Origin of the sequence: Pyrococcus woesei (assembly GCF_050496105.1) — an archaeon.
Classification (GTDB): domain Archaea; phylum Methanobacteriota_B; class Thermococci; order Thermococcales; family Thermococcaceae; genus Pyrococcus; species Pyrococcus furiosus.
Window position 1 is genome coordinate 1,754,142 of record NZ_CP179867.1, and the last position, 17,792, is coordinate 1,771,933.

At 39.5% G+C, this 17,792-nt stretch carries 22 protein-coding genes and 4 tRNA genes; 16 read left to right on the forward strand and 10 right to left on the reverse strand.

Features of this window, described 5'->3' with window-relative positions; all coding sequences use genetic code 11:
* From ACMFNG_RS09705 to ACMFNG_RS09715, 3 genes are all read left to right on the forward strand, one after another.
* Positions 1-201 (forward strand): 50S ribosomal protein L24e, encoded by a 201-nt coding sequence (locus ACMFNG_RS09705; protein WP_011012516.1) that lies wholly within the window; start codon positions 1-3, stop codon positions 199-201.
* 140 nt (positions 202-341) lie between these two features.
* Entirely contained in the window at positions 342-617 is a 276-nt protein-coding gene (locus tag ACMFNG_RS09710) for a transporter (protein ID WP_011012517.1), read from the forward strand.
* Positions 618-651: 34 nt separating this feature from the next.
* Positions 652-1,482: a DMT family transporter gene (locus ACMFNG_RS09715; RefSeq protein ID WP_011012518.1), complete on the forward strand. Its 831-nt coding sequence runs from the start codon at positions 652-654 to the stop codon at positions 1,480-1,482.
* Here the strand turns inward: ACMFNG_RS09715 and ACMFNG_RS09720 are convergent.
* Positions 1,483-1,560 (reverse strand) — tRNA-Ile (locus tag ACMFNG_RS09720).
* 6 nt (positions 1,561-1,566) lie between these two features.
* Positions 1,567-1,642: transfer RNA gene (locus tag ACMFNG_RS09725), tRNA-Asn, on the reverse strand.
* Positions 1,643-1,988: 346 nt separating this feature from the next.
* Here ACMFNG_RS09725 and ACMFNG_RS09730 point away from each other — a divergent pair.
* Together ACMFNG_RS09730 and ACMFNG_RS09735 are read left to right on the forward strand one after the other, a co-directional pair.
* Positions 1,989-2,222, forward strand: coding sequence for a hypothetical protein (locus ACMFNG_RS09730; RefSeq protein ID WP_011012519.1), 234 nt, complete (start codon positions 1,989-1,991; stop codon positions 2,220-2,222).
* A gap of 239 nt (positions 2,223-2,461) precedes the next feature.
* Positions 2,462-3,316, forward strand: coding sequence for a cation diffusion facilitator family transporter (locus tag ACMFNG_RS09735; RefSeq protein ID WP_014835395.1), 855 nt, complete (start codon positions 2,462-2,464; stop codon positions 3,314-3,316).
* 1 nt (position 3,317) lies between these two features.
* On the opposite strand, the gene ACMFNG_RS09740 is transcribed toward ACMFNG_RS09735, so the two are convergent.
* Complete coding sequence (locus tag ACMFNG_RS09740) at positions 3,318-4,067, reverse strand: lipoate--protein ligase family protein (protein WP_014835396.1); 750 nt, start codon at positions 4,065-4,067, stop codon at positions 3,318-3,320.
* Positions 4,068-4,337: 270 nt separating this feature from the next.
* Between ACMFNG_RS09740 and tuf the strand changes: the two genes are divergently transcribed.
* The 3 genes from tuf (at position 4,338) to ACMFNG_RS09755 (ending at position 6,096) form a co-directional block, all read left to right on the forward strand.
* The gene (gene tuf, locus ACMFNG_RS09745) at positions 4,338-5,624 is read left to right on the forward strand and encodes a translation elongation factor EF-1 subunit alpha (RefSeq protein ID WP_011012522.1); all 1,287 of its coding nucleotides are present in this window, start codon (positions 4,338-4,340) and stop codon (positions 5,622-5,624) included.
* Between the two features lie 39 nt (positions 5,625-5,663).
* Entirely contained in the window at positions 5,664-5,972 is a 309-nt protein-coding gene (rpsJ, locus tag ACMFNG_RS09750; protein WP_011012523.1) for a 30S ribosomal protein S10, read from the forward strand.
* A 37-nt stretch (positions 5,973-6,009) separates the two neighbouring features.
* Positions 6,010-6,096 (forward strand) — tRNA-Ser (locus tag ACMFNG_RS09755).
* A gap of 91 nt (positions 6,097-6,187) precedes the next feature.
* On the opposite strand, the gene ACMFNG_RS09760 is transcribed toward ACMFNG_RS09755, so the two are convergent.
* On the reverse strand, positions 6,188-7,090 hold the full coding sequence (locus ACMFNG_RS09760) for a transcription initiation factor IIB (RefSeq protein WP_011012524.1): 903 nt from the start codon (positions 7,088-7,090) through the stop codon (positions 6,188-6,190).
* A gap of 147 nt (positions 7,091-7,237) precedes the next feature.
* On the opposite strand from ACMFNG_RS09760, the gene ACMFNG_RS09765 reads away from it, so the two are divergent.
* Genes ACMFNG_RS09765 through ACMFNG_RS09775 form a run of 3 tightly spaced genes read left to right on the forward strand, consistent with a single transcriptional unit; the run spans position 7,238 to position 10,576 of the window.
* The gene (locus tag ACMFNG_RS09765) at positions 7,238-7,600 is read left to right on the forward strand and encodes a ribonuclease P protein component 2 (RefSeq protein ID WP_011012525.1); all 363 of its coding nucleotides are present in this window, start codon (positions 7,238-7,240) and stop codon (positions 7,598-7,600) included.
* Positions 7,601-7,605: 5 nt separating this feature from the next.
* Positions 7,606-8,676, forward strand: coding sequence for an mRNA surveillance protein pelota (locus tag ACMFNG_RS09770; RefSeq protein ID WP_011012526.1), 1,071 nt, complete (start codon positions 7,606-7,608; stop codon positions 8,674-8,676).
* Between the two features lie 10 nt (positions 8,677-8,686).
* Positions 8,687-10,576 (forward strand): arginine--tRNA ligase, encoded by a 1,890-nt coding sequence (locus ACMFNG_RS09775; protein ID WP_011012527.1) that lies wholly within the window; start codon positions 8,687-8,689, stop codon positions 10,574-10,576.
* 4 nt (positions 10,577-10,580) lie between these two features.
* Here ACMFNG_RS09775 and ACMFNG_RS09780 read toward each other — a convergent pair whose 3' ends face one another.
* The 3 genes from ACMFNG_RS09780 to ACMFNG_RS09790 all read right to left on the reverse strand — a co-directional run bounded on the left by ACMFNG_RS09780 (position 10,581) and on the right by ACMFNG_RS09790 (position 12,225).
* The gene (locus tag ACMFNG_RS09780) at positions 10,581-11,015 is read right to left on the reverse strand and encodes a UPF0179 family protein (protein ID WP_014835397.1); all 435 of its coding nucleotides are present in this window, start codon (positions 11,013-11,015) and stop codon (positions 10,581-10,583) included.
* A gap of 13 nt (positions 11,016-11,028) precedes the next feature.
* Entirely contained in the window at positions 11,029-12,069 is a 1,041-nt protein-coding gene (locus ACMFNG_RS09785; protein ID WP_014835398.1) for an NAD(P)-dependent glycerol-1-phosphate dehydrogenase, read from the reverse strand.
* A gap of 46 nt (positions 12,070-12,115) precedes the next feature.
* Positions 12,116-12,225 (reverse strand) — tRNA-Met (locus ACMFNG_RS09790).
* Positions 12,226-12,308: 83 nt separating this feature from the next.
* On the opposite strand from ACMFNG_RS09790, the gene ACMFNG_RS09795 reads away from it, so the two are divergent.
* Genes ACMFNG_RS09795 through ACMFNG_RS09810 form a run of 4 tightly spaced genes read left to right on the forward strand, consistent with a single transcriptional unit; the run spans position 12,309 to position 14,847 of the window.
* Positions 12,309-13,112, forward strand: a complete 804-nt coding sequence (locus ACMFNG_RS09795; RefSeq protein WP_011012530.1) for a sugar phosphate isomerase/epimerase family protein — start codon at positions 12,309-12,311, stop codon at positions 13,110-13,112.
* Between the two features lie 5 nt (positions 13,113-13,117).
* Complete coding sequence (locus ACMFNG_RS09800; RefSeq protein WP_014835399.1) at positions 13,118-13,492, forward strand: hypothetical protein; 375 nt, start codon at positions 13,118-13,120, stop codon at positions 13,490-13,492.
* Complete coding sequence (gene udg, locus ACMFNG_RS09805; RefSeq protein ID WP_011012532.1) at positions 13,493-14,083, forward strand: type-4 uracil-DNA glycosylase; 591 nt, start codon at positions 13,493-13,495, stop codon at positions 14,081-14,083.
* Between the two features lie 44 nt (positions 14,084-14,127).
* Entirely contained in the window at positions 14,128-14,847 is a 720-nt protein-coding gene (locus ACMFNG_RS09810) for a helix-turn-helix domain-containing protein (RefSeq protein ID WP_149586330.1), read from the forward strand.
* Here ACMFNG_RS09810 and ACMFNG_RS09815 read toward each other — a convergent pair.
* A complete protein-coding gene (locus ACMFNG_RS09815; protein WP_014835400.1) occupies positions 14,844-15,629 on the reverse strand; it encodes a 4-phosphopantoate--beta-alanine ligase in 786 nt (261 codons plus the stop codon). The genes ACMFNG_RS09810 and ACMFNG_RS09815 overlap by 4 nt on opposite strands.
* A 60-nt stretch (positions 15,630-15,689) precedes the next feature.
* Positions 15,690-16,121, reverse strand: a complete 432-nt coding sequence (locus tag ACMFNG_RS09820) for an OsmC family protein (RefSeq protein WP_011012535.1) — start codon at positions 16,119-16,121, stop codon at positions 15,690-15,692.
* A 69-nt stretch (positions 16,122-16,190) separates the two neighbouring features.
* Between ACMFNG_RS09820 and ACMFNG_RS09825 the strand changes: the two genes are divergently transcribed.
* Complete coding sequence (locus ACMFNG_RS09825) at positions 16,191-17,027, forward strand: SPL family radical SAM protein (protein WP_011012536.1); 837 nt, start codon at positions 16,191-16,193, stop codon at positions 17,025-17,027.
* On the opposite strand, the gene ACMFNG_RS09830 is transcribed toward ACMFNG_RS09825, so the two are convergent.
* Positions 17,013-17,783, reverse strand: coding sequence for a hypothetical protein (locus tag ACMFNG_RS09830; RefSeq protein ID WP_223208978.1), 771 nt, complete (start codon positions 17,781-17,783; stop codon positions 17,013-17,015). The genes ACMFNG_RS09825 and ACMFNG_RS09830 overlap by 15 nt on opposite strands.
* Positions 17,784-17,792: the final 9 nt, after the last annotated feature.

The following is a 17,792-nucleotide window of genomic DNA, read 5'->3' on the forward strand; positions in this document are numbered from 1 at the left end:
ATGGCAAGGTGGAACGTCTGCTCTTACTGTGGAAAGCCTTTCGAGCCTGGGACTGGAAAAATGTATGTAAGGAACGATGGCAGAGTCTTGTTCTTCTGCTCAAGGAAGTGCGAAAGATACTACTTTATGGGAAGGAACCCCAGGAAGCTTAAGTGGACCAAGGCATATCAAGAGGCCAGATTACAGAGAGGAGGAGAGTAATCTTTTAATTTTTATTCTAACTGTTTCTTTTTTAGTGTTCTAATTCAAGACCTGTATTTTAGACACTTATCCATAATTAAGACCCAATTAACACAAAAGTCAAACATCTTTTATCTTATAACATAATCAAAAAGCTTTTATTGGAAATTTCCGAAAGGATTCTAGCCTTATCAGGAGAGAATAAAGTAGTAATATTGGACGAACCTTTCTCGGGACTTGAAACTTTTGGAATTTCAACTGTTTCTGAAGTAATTATGGAAAAAGCCGAAGAGGGTACTAATATGATAATAGTTTCTCATCTATGGAAGCCAATTTACCATGTGGTCAACAAAATAGTGATTCTCGCTGGAGGTAAAGTTGCATTTGTTGGAAAAAGAGAAGAGGGATTAGATTATCTTCAGAGAATTGGCATTTAGCAAAATTCTTAAAGGATAAGTATTAGGGTAGCACATGAACAAATATGCTATCCTTGCTATACTATTGTGGTCAACTGTTGCCTCAGCATTCAAGCTAACATTATCCAGGCTAGATCCCCTAAGCATGCTATTTTATGCATCTCTCACATCAATGATGATATTCCTCGTAGCAAATTTAAGAGGGGAAAGAGACTTTTCTATAAAAAGAAATATTAATTCAGCTCTTCTTGGTTTCATAAATCCCTTCCTATATTATTTAGTTCTTTTCAGTGCATATTCCCTCCTACCTGCCCAGGAGGCCCAAGCTCTTAATTACACCTGGCCGATTATTCTAGTAATATTTTCCTCAGTGTTTTTGGGCCAAAGGCTTACAGGAAGAGAAGTTCTTGGAGTCTTAATTGGGTTCTTTGGGGCTTTAATAATTGGAACTAGAGGAAATTTAGCCTCATTAAAATTTGCGAATCCAACGGGAGATTTTTTGGCCCTAAGCAGTGCCATAATATGGGCCACGTACTGGATACTTAATCTTAGGGATACAAGAAAAGCTGAGACAAAGATGTTTTGGAACTTTGTTTTTGGATTCATTTACATCTCACTCCTGGGAATATTTAGGGGGATTAAATTTGATATTGTTGGAATCCTGGGAGCAATATACGTGGGAAGTTTTGAGATGGGATTAACCTTCTTGTTGTGGCTTAAGGCTTTGGAAAGTGAAAAAGCAGGAGAAGTAGCCTCTTTGGTTTATTTAACTCCAGTCCTATCCTTAGTATTCATTTCAATCTTAGTTGGGGAGAAAATTATGAAATCAACTATTTTAGGCTTAGCTCTAATTCTCCTGGGAATAATAATGTCCAGAAGAGAATGATGGTGGGCCCGCGGGGATTTGAACCCCGGACCACGCGGTTATGAGCCGCGCGCTCTGACCAGGCTGAGCTACGGGCCCACTTACTGGCGCCGCCGCCCGGATTCGAACCGGGGACCGCCGGATTAACAGTCCGGCGCTCCACCAGCTAAGCTACGGCGGCTCGCCCAAAAGATATCCATTGCTATCAATTTATAAATGTTACGGTTCACTTTAAAACTCTTCGTGATAGAGGCACGCCACTTCCTAAAGTAGTTGAGTAAAAAAACAAATTTGCTTCCCCATATGTACAACCAATTCAGCATTAATCCTCCCAACTTTTCTTGCGATATCAATTAATTCACCTTTGTCTATAGGCCTTAGAGCTACTCCCACACCCTTGTTTCCAAGTTAATGAGATTATTTTTGCGATACTAAAACAATCTACCTAAGAAAATTAGCTTTCTCGAAATGTTTATAATCTTTCCTTTCGTAATTAAAATATGAAGAATCTTTAAGGGGGAGAAAAGATGACAGAGATAAGATACTATAAAATAGGTGAGGATAGGTTTAAGATCAGTGAAGATGAGGTAGCAAGAAGAGAGCTAAGAGTTGCAAAAGTCAGCGACGATGTTATCCAAATTCAAGAAGAAGTTCACGGAATAATAGCACTTGTTGGAGCAACAAGCAGTGTAAACATAAAGAAAGAGGAATTAAAAGAGTTAGTCAAGCTAGTGAGAGAAGAGTTTGGTTGGGATATTTGATGGATCTCTAACTTTTTTCTTTATTAAATTCTGCTAACAGCAATAATATTTTTAGTGCAGTAGATAGTTTTAAAAGAGGCAATGATGAGTGATGGGCGAACTGAAATAGTGATGACGGTAGGTGATCTCTGAGCCAACTTACCGGGATGAGGAATTCAGCCTAAGCTGAAGTATGATGAGGGAGTGACGGACTGACCGCAAAGAGAAATTTAATAAGTTGCATACCCCCTCTTCATATGATGGAAGAAGAGATAAAGCCGATATTTCTCAGCATAATTGGAAATACCTTGCTTGGAATAATAAAAATAGTTGTTGGAGTTATTAATTCAAGTATAGCTCTTATTTCAGATGGTGTTCACTCCCTAAGCGACACTATTACAAGCCTTATAGGTCTAATAGGAATTAAAATTTCTAGAAAGCCTCCTGACAGTAGCCACCCATTTGGCCACTCAAGATTTGAGCCATTATTTGCATTCTTTATGGGTGAGCTCTTAATAGTAATAGCTTATGAAATTGCAAGAGACTCAATAACTCGAATCTTCATGAAAAAGCTGACCTCACCAACGCTACTAATGATTTCCGTTGCAATTTTTTCAATGGTAACTAAGGAAGTCATGGCCCAATACACCCTTCACGTGGGTAGAAAGCTTAACAATCAAATTTTAATAGCTGATGCATACCACCATAGAAGTGACGTTTTAACAACAATTGCTGTTTTAATAGGGCTTATTGCTCAAAAGTATGGGGTTTGGTTTGGTGATGCTTTAGCTGGACTAATAGTTTCTCTCTTCATAGCCAAAGTAGCTATAAAAGTAATACTCGAAAATGTTGGTTACTTAACGGGGAGAGCTCCCCCCTATGAAGTGTGCAAGAAAATTGAAGAAGTGGCAAAAAGTGTGAAAGGGGTGGTAGGTGTGCATGATTTAAAAGCCCATTATGTCGGACCTAAGCTTCACGTTGAGCTACACGTTGAAGTTCCTCCTAATATTCCTTTAAAGAAAGCTCACGACATCAGTGAAGAAGTTAAAAGAAAAGTTGAAGAACTCCCTGAAGTTGAACAAGCCTTCATTCACGTTGACTTAGCCCTTAAATGATCTATCTCTGAAAGTTCCATTCTTTTCTCCCATATTTCTCTTCTATAAGCTTTTCAGCTAGTTCAAGTTCATACTTTGTAAGTTCCCCCTCTTCTAGCGGGAAAGCCCTAAAGAAGGAATTTTTCAAAAGATTATAAGCTTCTTCTCTGCTCATTTCAATTCCTTCTTTTTCCAATGTGGTCACTCTCTCAAAGATGCTTTTAATGCCCTTATCCTTAAGCTTCTCTTTAGAGACCTTCAATACACTTCCCAAAACTTCAAGTCTTGTTGCATACATAAATGTTCCATGCTGAAGAATTACTCCCCTTTTTCTCGTCTGAGCTGACCCGCTTATCTTCTTGCCATTAACTACAATATCATTCAGTCCAGAGAACTCAGCTTTAACTCCAAGATCTTGTAGAGCATCAACCAAGGGGCCAGCCAAAAATCTGTAACTTTCGTAGATATTCTTAAGGCTCGGATGATAGTTCTCGTCAATTATAACTGAATACGTTATCTCCCCATATTCGTCATGGAATACACTTCCTCCCCCAGTAATTCTCCTCACTATAGGTATTCCAAGTTCTTCTGCTTTCTCCACATTAACATCGTGTCTAACGCTCTGAAACCTCCCAATAGTCACTGAACTCGGCTTGAAAACATATAATCTTACAGTATCAGGAACTTTTCCCTCACTTCTAGCTATTAGAATCGCCTCATCAATCGCCATCTGCACTTCAGGTCTAGCAACTATTAGAGGAATAAACCTCATAAACTCCACCATATTACAATCCGCTAACATAGCTTAATAAAATTTGGCTATGAGGAAATCGGTCTTAGCTGAGCTTATGATGAAAGTGGTCACCGCCGAGCCAAGTATATAAGGACATTAAATTTTTAAACTTCCTTCGTAATTTCACACCGAGCTCAATGAAGCCCCCTCAACTAAAGGCGGGTTTCCCGCCTGAGGGGGCTGATGTGCGAAAGCTTTAAAAAGTAAGTTCAAAAGTAGGGTTAGGCAAGAAATTGGAGGTGAATGAAAATGCCAAAGGACAAGCCCCACGTTAACATTGTATTTATTGGACACGTAGACCACGGAAAGAGCACAACAATTGGAAGGTTACTCTACGACACAGGAAACATTCCAGAGCAGATCATCAAGAAGTTCGAGGAAATGGGTGAAAAAGGTAAATCCTTCAAGTTCGCTTGGGTCATGGACAGACTTAAGGAAGAGAGAGAAAGAGGTATTACCATTGACGTTGCACACACAAAGTTCGAGACCCCACACAGGTACATCACAATTATCGATGCCCCTGGTCACAGGGACTTCGTAAAGAACATGATTACCGGTGCCTCACAGGCTGATGCTGCAGTTCTCGTAGTTGCAGCTACAGATGGAGTCATGCCACAGACCAAGGAGCACGCCTTCCTTGCAAGGACACTCGGTATTAAGCATATCATTGTAGCTATCAACAAGATGGATATGGTTAACTACAACCAGAAGAGATTCGAAGAAGTTAAGGCCCAGGTAGAGAAGCTCTTGAAGATGCTCGGTTACAAGGACTTCCCAGTCATCCCAATCAGCGCTTGGGAAGGTGAGAACGTAGTTAAGAAGAGCGACAAGATGCCATGGTACAACGGCCCAACCCTAATCGAGGCTCTTGATCAGATTCCAGAGCCAGAGAAGCCAGTTGACAAGCCACTCAGAATACCCATCCAGGATGTCTACTCAATCAAGGGTGTCGGTACAGTTCCAGTCGGTAGAGTCGAGACTGGAAAGCTTAGGGTTGGAGAAGTAGTAATATTTGAACCAGCATCCACCATATTCCACAAGCCCATCCAGGGTGAAGTTAAGAGCATCGAGATGCACCACGAGCCACTTGAAGAAGCTCTTCCAGGTGACAACATCGGATTCAACGTCAGAGGTGTTAGCAAGAACGACATCAAGAGAGGCGACGTTGCTGGACACACAACCAACCCACCGACAGTAGTTAGGACAAAGGACACATTCAAGGCTCAAATTATCGTACTCAACCACCCAACTGCAATTACTGTTGGATATAGCCCAGTACTACACGCTCACACTGCCCAGGTTCCAGTAAGATTCGAGCAACTCCTAGCAAAGCTTGATCCAAAGACCGGTAACATTGTTGAGGAGAACCCACAATTCATCAAGACTGGTGATGCTGCAATCGTAATCCTAAGGCCAATGAAGCCTGTGGTTCTTGAACCAGTCAAAGAGATTCCACAGCTCGGTAGATTCGCTATCAGAGACATGGGTATGACAATTGCTGCCGGTATGGTCATCTCAATCCAGAGAGGAGAGTGATTTCTCTCCCAAATTCTTTTTCTTTTGAGGTGATCAATTATGCAAAAAGCGAGAATCAAGATAGCGAGCACAAATGTTCGTTCTCTTGATGAAGTTGCAAACCAAATAAAGCAAATTGCAGAGAGAACAGGAGTTAGAATGAGTGGGCCTATACCACTCCCAACAAAGAGAATAAGGATTACAACAAGAAAGAGCCCCGACGGAGAAGGCTCTGCCACATTTGACAGATGGGAATTAAGAGTTCACAAGAGGTTAATTGATATTGAAGCGGACGAGAGAGCAATGAGGCAGATTATGAGAATTAGAGTTCCTGAAGATGTTACAATCGAAATTGAATTGATATCATGATAAATGCTTATTAATCCCCTTACCTATATTTAATTGTGCCGGGGTAGCCTAGCCAGGGAAGGCGCGGGCCTGGAGAGCCCGTGGGCGTTCGCCCACCGGGGTTCAAATCCCCGCCCCGGCGCCATACTTCTCCTTTCTGATAAAAAAGATTCTACAGGTAAAAAATGTGACTTATTCTGCCCTGAATGGCGAAGGTTTTCAGAAAAAATATAAAATCATGCTATAGGAACTTTAATCTTCAACTTCTCTACGAGCTCCTTGTATCTATTTCTCACAGTCACTTCAGTTACTCTAGCAACTTCGGCAACTTCTCTTTGTGTTCTCTTCTCTCCCTCCAATAAAGAAGCTATGTATAGGGCTGCTGCTACTAAACCAGCTGGACTCTTACCACTAGTTAACCCCCTTTTATAAGCCTCATCAAGAATTTCAATAGCTCTTCTCCTAACTTTTTCACTTAATCCGAGCTCATCCGCAAATTTATTTACATAATCAGTTGGCTTGACAAATAGTTTTTTGGGAGTTAAATTGAGATTTCTCGCAATGAATCTGTAACTTCTTCCAATTTCCTTTTTATCAACTCTAGCAATATCAGCAATCTCATCCAGAGTCCTGGGAACTTTTAATAACCTACAAGCAGCGTAAACACATGCCGCCATAACGCTCTCAATAGATCTACCTCTAATAAGTCCCTTTCTCACTGCCTCTCTGTACAGCCTTGCAGCTTCTTCCTCTACATGTCTTGGAAGTTTTAACTGAGCAGTAATTCTATCCAACTCACTTAGGGCAAAAGCTAGGTTCCTCTCTGCTGCATCACTAACTCTTAATCTGGACTGCCACTTCCTCAAACGGTACATCTTCTCTCTCATTAATCCGGAAAGCGATCTGTCAATTCCAATTTCAGTTGAAAGCCCCTTGTCATGAAGAAGAATACTTTCTGGTGCACCAGTTCTAGACCTGCGTTCCCTTTGAGAAGCATCAAAAGCACGCCACTCAGGACCCATATCAATTATGTTCTCTTCTATTACATAACCGCACTTGGCACAGACTATTTCCCCCCTCTCTGGATCATAAATAAGTTCCGCAGATTCACAAGCAGGACAAACCTTTTGCTTATTCACATCAACACCCCCACAGTCTGCAAACCCCCTCTCTCCAATATAACTGCTAGTTCCAAAAGGTATATAAACCTTTTGTGTTACTATGGCGGGTAGTACCTTAAAAAGATTTCGGTACTTTTAAATGTATGTTGTGTGCACTTTCAAGGGATGAGTGAGAGGCCAAAAACCTTACCTCCTACTTTGAGAGACAAGAAAAGGTACATAGCATTTAAGGTTATTTCAGAAAATCAGTTTAACAAGGATGAAATAAAGGAAGCCATTTGGAATGCATGTCTTAGAACACTTGGAGAACTGGGAACAGCAAAAGCCAAGCCATGGTTAATCAAGTTCGATGAAACTACTCAAACTGGGATAATTAGGTGTGACAGAAACCATGTCTATGATGTCATATTTTCCCTAACACTAGTGTCAGACATCAATGGGAACAAGGCAATTATAAAAGTTCTTGGGGTTTCTGGAACAATCAAAAGACTCAAAAGAAAATTTCTGTCTCAATTCGGGTGGAGGTGATAAAAATGGAGATATTGGAAGAAAAACCAAAAGAAGGCAAGATAAAGATAAAAGCAGAGACTCTTGATGATCTTTGGCATCTGTATCATATCATAAGTGAAGGAGACGTTGTATATGCTAAAACTCTAAGAAAGCAAGCTCAAAGAAGTGATTCTTTAAGACCAGAAAAAGTTGAAGCAGTACCCGTATTTTTAGGAATAAAAGCTGAAAAGATAAATCTACACAGGTTTGCCAATCAACTTAGAATAACTGGGCCAATAATTTATGCAAGCAGAGAAGATGTTCCTTTAGGAAGGTATCATACACTAACCGTAGAACCTGGGACTGTAATAACTATACAAAAGGAAAAATGGAAAAATTATCATATTGAAAGACTTAAAGAAGCTATAGAGTCTTCAAAAAAAGCGAGAGTTATGATTGTTGCAATAGAAGATGGAGAGGCCGAAATTGCAATAGTCCGGGAATATGGCCTAGACTTTGTTGGATCTATAACCTACAATATAAGTGGAAAGAGATATAACATAAAAAGGGATGATGAAGAAAAGAAATTCTTCCATGAAGTAGCAAAATCTATGGAGGAGTTAATGAAAAGAGAAAATATAGAGAAGGCAATTGTAGCCGGGCCTGGATTCTATAAGGAAAATTTCGTTAATTTTCTCAGGGAAAATTATCCAGAACTTGCAAAGAAAGTTGTCACAGATGATACAAGTATGGGGGGAAGAACAGGAATTTATGAAGTTATAAAAAGAGGAACAGTGGACAAAGTGTATACTGAAAGTAGAATATCAAAGGAAATAAAATTGGTAGAAAAAGTTATAGAAGAAATAGCAAAAAATGGCTTGGTAGCTTATGGATTAAAAGAAGTGGAAGAAGCAACAAATTATGGGGCTGTTGAAACTCTAATTGTCCTAGATTCCCTGCTAAAGGGCGAGCTAAGGGAAAAAATTGAAGAGTTAATGGAACTTGCGAGAAATTTGAGGGCTTCTGTTGTTGTTGTAAGCTCAGAACATGAAGGAGGCGATAAACTTAAGGCCCTTGGAGGTATAGCTGCACTGTTGAGGTTTAAAATCAAGTGAGGTGATAAAGATGATGGAAACAATAAAGTCCGAAATAAAGAGAACTATCGAAGGTATTGTAAGAGAAATGGCACCAGATTGGAGTGAGGATATACAATTTGTAGACACTCCAAGCCCAGAGTTGGGTGATTTTGGAACTCCAGTAGCATTTCAACTTGCCAGATTATTAAGAAAATCTCCCCTCATTATTGCTCAGGAAATTGCAGAAAAATTTAACAAAAATAAACCAAAAGAGGTAAAAAAAGCTATAGCAGTTAATGGATATGTAAACTTCTTCCTAGATTATCCACAGATCTCTAAATTAGTTATAGAAGCTATTTTAGGTTATGGAACAGAATACGGCAGGTCAGAAATAGGAAAAGGGAAGAAAGTCATAGTGGAACATACTTCAGTTAATCCCACAAAGCCACTTCACATGGGGCATGCAAGAAATGCTATACTAGGAGATACAGTGGCAAGAATTCTGAGATTTTTGGGATATCAGGTTGAAGTCCAAAACTATATTGATGATTTGGGAGTTCAATTTGCCCAAGTGTATTGGGGATATTTGAACTTAAAAAGGAAGTTTGATGAATTAATGAAAGAACTAAAAGAAAAAATACCAAAAAACAATCCAATAGATCATGTATTAGGGCTTCTCTATGTTGAGGTTAATAAGAAAATTGAAGAGTCTTCTGAAGTAGAGAAGGAGATTAGAGAACTAATGAAAAAACTAGAAGAGAGAGAATTAAACGGGAGGAAGCTTGCTGAAGAGGTCGTTAAGGCTCAGATGGAAACTTTGTATAGTCTGAACATTTATTATGATCTTTTAGTTTGGGAAAGTGACATAGTTAGCACAAGGCTCTTTGAAAAAACAATCAAACTCCTCGAGAAAAATGAAAACTTTTACACTCCAAAAGAGGGGAAATACAAAGGAGCTTTTGTTATGGATTTAAGCAAGTTATTCCCCGATATGAAGAATCCTTATCTCGTTCTTAGGAGAAGTGATGGAACAGCGACATACACAGGAAAAGACATAGCATACCACCTATGGAAATTTGGAAAAATAGACATTGACTTAATGTACAAGAAATGGGATGAGCATACGTGGACTACAGCCCCAGATGGAGAGCCAATACCAGGAAAGTTTGGAGCGGGAGATATTGTCATTAATGTTATTGGGGCAGAGCAAAGACATCCTCAATTGGCAATTAAATATGCTTTAGAGTTGCTCGGATACAAAGATGCCGCGGAAAACTTCCACCATTTAGCTTATGAGCACGTAGAAAGTCCAGAAGGAAAATTCTCAGGTAGAAAAGGAACATGGGTTGGATTCACTGTAGATGAAGTTATAGCCGAAGCGATAAACAAAGCCAAGAGTTTAATAGAAGAAAAGAATCCAAACTTAACAGAGGAAGAGAAAGAAGAAATAGCAAAGAAAGTGGCTGTTGGGGCTATAAGGTACACCCTCATCAAGTATAGTCCAGAGAAGAAAATTGTATTTAGATGGGAAGACGTGCTCAACTTTGAAGGAGAGAGTGCCCCTTACATTCAGTATGCCCATGCAAGATGTTCTTCAATCTTAAGAAAAGCTGAAGAATTAGGAATATCAACGGATTGGAAGTCACTTCTAAAAGTGGCTAATTTTAACCAAATAACAGAAAAAGAAAGAGAATTAATAATGTTACTATCAAGGTTCCCAGAAATAGTTCAGCAAGCTGGAACTGATCTTAAGCCCCACTTAATTGCATGGTATGCAAATGAGGTTGCCTCAACGTTCAACAAATTCTACATGGATCATCCAGTTATAAAAGCAGAAGAGGGAGTAAGAGAAGCAAGGCTCTTGCTTGTCATGGCTACAAGGCAAGTTCTAAGGAATTCTCTTTGGTTAATGGGTATAGAGGCTCCAGATAAAATGTGATGCTCTATTTTTGTGTATTTTCCCTTATTACCTTTGCAATCTTATATTTTCTTCCATTACACTCAATGTCTCCAATTATCTCCAGTATTTTCACAACGTCCCCTTCAAATAGTCCTTCTGGCCTTACTAGATCAACTTTTTCGGGATCATCGCATTCAACAAACTTTAATGTTATTTTGCTCCCAGCAACTGCATACCTGGGCTCTATAATCACATCAATTGCTGGTTCTACAACTTCAACTACCCTTACCTTTCCTTCATGAAGTAGGCAAGGATACTCCATATTTCTTACCTTGATTATTTTGTATCTCCTTCCAGGTTCGAGGTTTCCTGTACATACTCTTGCCAATCTACATGATTTACAAGGCTCAGCTGGTCCATAATAAATGAACTCAACACCTGGTTTAGCCAACTTTTCTCCAACCAGTGTGATAACCATCTTTCCCACCTCCTCAAATTACACCAGTGATTTTAGCAGCCCTTTCAGCGGCCTCCCTAGTCAGACCATCCCTCCCCAGGATAGTGTATCTCTCTGGTCTTATAGTATGAGCTATAGTAAGGGCCTCTATTATTATTTCTGGATCTACTCCTAGCTCATAAGCTGTAGTTGGAGCGCCTACCTTTTGGAGAGTTTCCTTTATTTTTCTCCAGTTTATTCCGTGGAGATAAGCCATAATTATTGTTCCAATTCCTGTTTGCTCTCCATGAAGAGCAGGTTTTTCAAGCAAAAGGTCTAATGCATGGCTGAAAAGATGCTCCGCTCCACTAGCTGGTCTTGAAGAGCCAGCGATACTCATAGCAACTCCGCTGGAAATTAAGGCCTTCACTACTTTTCTAACCCCTTCATCGTCTCCTATTCTTATGATTTCCGCATCCCTCATGACCATTTTTGCACTCATTAAACTTAAAGCTGCAGCGTATTCACTGAAATATTCGCCTTTAATTTTATGAGCAAGTTTCCAGTCCCGCACAGCAGTGATATTGCTGATAACATCTCCTACTCCTGCAGCTAAGTACCTCCTGGGAGCGGATTTTATTATTCTAATGTCTGCAATAACTGCCACCGGAGGCCTGGCCTTGATTGAGGTCTTAGTTCCAAGCCCCTTTATGGAAGCATTTGCGCTTGCTATTCCATCGTGGGATGCGGTAGTTGGAAAACTGACAAATGGTATTCCTGCTCTATAACTGGCCAACTTGGTAACGTCTATAATTGTTCCTCCTCCAACTGCAATAGCCCATTTTACCTTATTGTCTCTTATTATACCTTCAACCTTTTCAACTTCATTAATTGTTGCTTCCTTAACAATTACAGAATGAACGTCAAATTCTTCTTTAAGAACTCTTTCCACATCCTTCCCAGCTATTTCTTTTGTTTTCGGTCCATAAACCACAAGAACAGGTGAAGAAAAACTCAACCTTTTTGCAACGTTAACAGTCTCACTAATAACATTCTTACCTAAAATTACCTCTCGCGGGAACTCCATTATGTGCATTTGTATCCCCTCATTTCTAATACGGTACATGGAGTCATAAGAATAGTGGTGCCGGGGCGGGGCTTCGAACCCCGGATCTCCCGGTTTCTCAGGCTCCCCCTTAACGGGGGAGGGCCCTATGAGCCGGGCGCTTTGACCAGGCTAAGCTACCCCGGCACTACCCGAGTTATCCTCATCCACGGAAGACTTTTAAGTCTTTCGCTTGATGAAAATCTCAGAAAAAAGTGAGGTGAATAATAATGAAAGTTGGAGTTAGCATATATCCCCACTTTTTAAATGAAAGAAAAACCCTTGCCTCAATTTTAGCAGATATCAAAGTAAAAAATTATGATTTCGTCCAGATATTCCCCCACGCTTTGGGAGTTATTAAAAACGGAACCGTGATAGAAGAAAAGTTGAAAGAAATAGAGACAATACTAAAGGGTGTTGAAATAGATTACATAGTTAGAATGCCAGTTTCGTTGAATTTAAGGGACAACGTCTACTACTCAAGACATTTTAAAGTTGCCAAGGCGGTCTTGGATGTTGCTATTAAGCTTGGAGCAAAAACAATAGTTATGCAAAGTGGAAAAACTGGAAGGTTAGACTTAGAGATTGACTCAATAAAAGCTTTGGCTGATATAGCAGAAAACTTTGGAATAAATATTGCACTTGAAAACACGTTTAGTGTTAAGGATACTCTCTACGTAATAGACAACGTGAATAAGGACAACGTTGGATTTGCTCTGGATGTAGCTCATGCATTCTTAAGTGCCCAGGGGGATGAAAATAGGCTCTTAGAAGATGTTAGACTAGGAGTCGAGAAAACAATAATCCTTTTAGTCCACGATAATTTTGGAAAAATGTTCCCCCAGGTAGAGCCAGAAGATGCCCTAGCTTACGGGGTGGGAGATCTACACCTTCTCCCAGGGGAAGGAAAGATACCATTTGGAAAGATAATAAGACTCTTCAAAGATATACCAATTCTCCTAAAGGTAAAAGACGTTAAGACTTTTGAAAACCTCCCCTCAAAATCTGATCTGCTTCAGAGATTGATGAGGTGAGAAACATGCCAGCCAGAGAAATGCGCATGGAAATGTTTCTCAGGGCTCTCTTAAGGAGAGATTTTGATAAAGCGAAATCACACTTAGATAAACTCCAAAAGCTAGTGAAAGAAGAAGATGAATGGGGAAGAGGATATCTAAAGGCCTTAAATGGCTTCATGAGCGCAATAAAGGATAATGACACCGATTCACTCATTATAATGCTTCTAAATAATCCAGACGAAGAGAGAATAAAAGAGTTTCTTAGGAACTTTGAAGAAATAAAGAATCAGGAATTTCGAGATGACTATGAGAAAGGCTACTACACTGCCTGGGTAGAATTACTGCAAGCTTATCTCTCTCAAGCACGGCTACAACTCAAAGAGAGAAAAGGTGATTAAATGTCAAAGCATGAGCTAATGAAAAAGCTAGAAGAAAAAATACTCACCTGTAAAAAATGCCCATTGTGGAGGCTAAGAACTAATCCCGTTCCCGGGTATGGAAATTATGACGCAAAAATAATGTTCATTGGAGAAGCCCCAGGGTACTGGGAAGATCAAAAAGGGTTACCATTTGTTGGAAAAGCTGGAAAAGTCTTAGATGAACTATTAGATGGGATTGGACTAACAAGAGAAGATGTTTATATAACAAATGTGGTTAAATGTAGGCCACCAAACAATAGAGATCCGACAGAAGAAGAAATAAAGGCATGCTCCCCATATCTTGATCAACAGATAGATATTATAAAGCCAAAGGTTATCGTTACATTAGGAAGGCATTCCACCAATTACATCCTCAAAAAATTTGGATTTGATCTTGAGCCAATAAGCAAAATTCATGGGAAAGTCTTCAAGGCAAAAACACTTTTTGGTACTCTTTATATCTTCCCAACATATCATCCAGCAGTGGCCCTTTATAGACCTCAACTAAAGGAGGAACTAAAGCAGGATTTTGACATCCTAAAAAGCTTGTTAGAAAAACTAGGGATTTAGGCAATCGCCGAAATATTTATATTTGACCAGGAAAATATAACTTCATGCTTGAAAAGGAAAAGGAAATCTTGGCAAAAAGAATTGCTGGTGAGATTGTTTTATCCCCCGACCCAGGAAAGACTATGAGAAAATGGAGAGAGATTTTCGGCATAAGCCAAAGTGAACTTGCCGAGTATCTTGGAGTGTCATCTTCTGTTATTAGTGATTATGAGGGTGGAAGAAGAAAGAGCCCAGGAGCTTCAACTATAAGGAAGTTTGTTGAGGCTCTTCTGGAGATCGATGAGAAGAGAGGAGGAAATGTAATTAGAGCGTTTAGTAGAACCCTTGGCGGGGATATTCCAACAAGTGCAATCCTTGATATAAGGGAATTTAACATTCCAGTCACGGTAAAGGATATTGTAAATGCCGTTAAAGGCGAAATAGTAGCCAACCCAGATTTGATAGATAGGAAGATTTACGGATACACTATTGTCGATAGCATTCAGGCTATCCTGGAGATGTCTGCAGAAGAGTTTCTTAAGCTCTATGGTTGGACGACTGAAAGAGCTCTTGTCTTTACAAAAGTAACAACTGGAAGAAGCCCAATGATAGCAATAAGAGTGCAGGGTTTAAAGCCTGCCATGGTAGTGCTTCATGGAGTAAAAAGACTCGATGAATTAGCCATAAAAATTGCAGAAAAAGAAAGAGTCCCCTTGGTTGTCTCAAAAGCAGAGAGCGAAAGTGAATTAATTATGGGCCTGAGGAAACTAGTCGGGGCATTTTAAATGTCAAGTTTTTCTTTTTTCCAGATTCCCCCCTCTGCAAGCTTCGTGAGCCTATCTCTAATGTGTATGAGAACCTCACTCAAAACTTTTGAGTTATCATAAGTGGCCACTATCTTCTCTAGATCTTCTTTTGGGAGAGACTTCATTTCTTTTGCGAGCTCTATCATCCTGGGATAAGCCCTAACTATGTTATCCACTATTGTTATATCAGCCATTCTGGCACTTCTCGAGAGCGGGTTTAAATCCACAGTTATTACAAATTTTCCCATTCTACATAATGCTTCTGTTCTGTCTCCATCTTCTAAAGGAACCAAAATGACATCAGCTTTCCAGATACCATTTTCATCAACCTTTCCCCTCTCACTCTCCAATCCTGGAATTCTTTTAGTTGGGTTAATTCCCAGAACCTCATCGGCTCCATTCTCATAAAGGACTTCAGCAATTTTCTTAACTCTCTCTTCAGTTCTATAAAATAAGTTAATCTCCAATTTTGCGTTCAGAACTTTTGCTAATTCAACTGTTTCTTTAGGAACTAAAGCAGCAACATTGCCGTTTACAGAAATTACAGGGTGTTTCGCAAGGAGTAATTTAGCAATTGCAGCTCTCATTGCAGTTTCTGCTGGTGGGATTGTTTTTTCTCCAATTAAATAGTCAAATGCTTCTCCCCTTCCATGGGCAATAAGCCCTGCTTTGGCTGTAATCCCTTTCTCCATCCCCTCAATTATTTTTTCTCTATACAAAAGACTCCAATATCGTGGATGAGACTTCGGTATTTTTACCATATCAACCACCAAAAATAAAATCAAAGAGAAAGTTATAAAGCTCAGCCTGATGTGCACTCATCACCCTTCAGCATGGGATGGAGGCTCATCATCGAAAATCTCCAAAGTATATCTAACTATCGTTCCACCCAATTTTAGATGAGCAGAGGCAGAACAATACTTCTCTTGGCTAAGCTCTATTGCTCTTCGAGCCTTCTTTTCGTCAACCTTTCCATAGATTTTATAGTGGATAGTTACCTCCTTATACACTCTCGGATGCTCTTCTCGCCTAACTCCCTCGATTTCCACCCTCAGACCTCTTATAGGTTCTCTCATCTTCCTTAGGATCATCACTACATCATAGGCAGTACATCCTGCCACGCTGAGCAATAAAAGCTTCATTGGGCTTATTCCGCCTTCTCCTAAAATAACCGAACAGTTTTCCCCTTCTATACCCCCAATGAACTGTTCTCCTTCAACCCACTTTACTATTCCCTTCACTATGTTACTCATTCCTCCATCACCCTTCTGGATTGACCCTAAAAATTTAAATTAATTTCTCCATTCAAGCATTAAATGAAAATGTACATCAGACCATTTGACCCCTGGAAATCAAATATGTGCACTTGCCCGTTTAAATACACCCTTAACCCCTACACTGGATGCGATCATGCTTGTGTTTACTGTTACATAACATCCTACATTCCTAAAGCCTTTAAAGTGAGAATTAAAGAAAGCTTGCTTCCTACGTTAGACAGGGAATTAAGGAAGTTTAATAAGAACTTTATAATTGCGATGTCATACTCCTCAGATCCCTATCCAACGATTGAAAAGGATCTCACGATAACGAGGAGAGTTCTAGAGCTATTCAAAAAATATGATATAAGATGTTTACTTTTGACGAAGTCTGATATATTTATAAGAGACCTAGATATAATTAAAGAGCTAAGGTGTGCAGTCGGAATTACAGTAACAACGGTAGATGAAAGAAAGGCTAAACTTTTGGAGCCAAATGCGCCTTCTCCTAAAGAAAGAATTAAAGCACTAAAACTTGCAAAGAAAGAAGGCATTCCTGTGTACGCAAGAATAGATCCAATTATTCCCTTTTACACCTGGGAAGATTTCGACAAAACTCTAAAAGCATTGAAATTTGTTAGTCATATAACAGTCTCAACCTTAAAACTAAGGCCTGACATTAAGGCAAGAATGAAAGCAAAATTTCCCGAGCTAATGGAAAAACTAGAGCCCCTATACACCGAAAAATATGAAGGATATTATTACCTCAAAAAAGATCTGAGAATGGAGATATTAAGGACAGCGAGGGAAAAAATTGAAGAAGCTGGAATAACATTCGGTTCCTGTAGGGAGGGATATTATTCTTATCCCACTTGTGATGGTTCTCATCTAGTTCCTAGATAACTTTCCTCTAAACTTTTGGACTACAAGTTGTATATCCTCATCGGAAACTATTTGTGAGGCTTCCCTTTCGGCTAATCTTTTCCTCTTTAATGCAATTGATACCCAGGGCTTAATCTTAGTTGTTATAACTTCAATATCATCCAAAATAGCCTTCAATCCTCTTTCTCTTAGGTATGAGGTATATTTCTCTGCTACACCTCTAAGCAACTTTTCTAGCTTATCCTCCTCATATTCACCCACTGGCATTAGAACAACTCTTATTTTAAGAATGTCTTTCACTAAATATCCTGAAATAACAAGGGTGTCAAAATTTACATTATTGTCAGAAAGGAAGATTGCAATACCCTTGGCAACTCTTTTCACTTCTTTTTCATATTCTTCAGGCACATCAACAACAATGTTCTGCCGATTCTCTTCTTGCTCTCTACTCATGCTCAATCTAAATTTATCAACATCAATATAAGAGTAATATCCAACAGGGCGAACCTCTCTTTGGATCTCATCATTTATACTCCTTAAAATTGGACCAATTAGGTGCTTAATTTCCCTCAAGAAAAGACCACTCTTCTCTGAAATTACAATCTCCCCTACAATGTACAAGACCATATACCTATTTACAGTAATTTCTCTCCCCCTCAATGAGACTTCATTAATTTTAACCCCCAAAGCCTCGAGAGCTTCAACTAATCTTGTAAACTTCTGTGAAACTATTTCCCTGAAGATTTCTGGACCATCATAATTTATAATCTCCCTCATACCATTGTG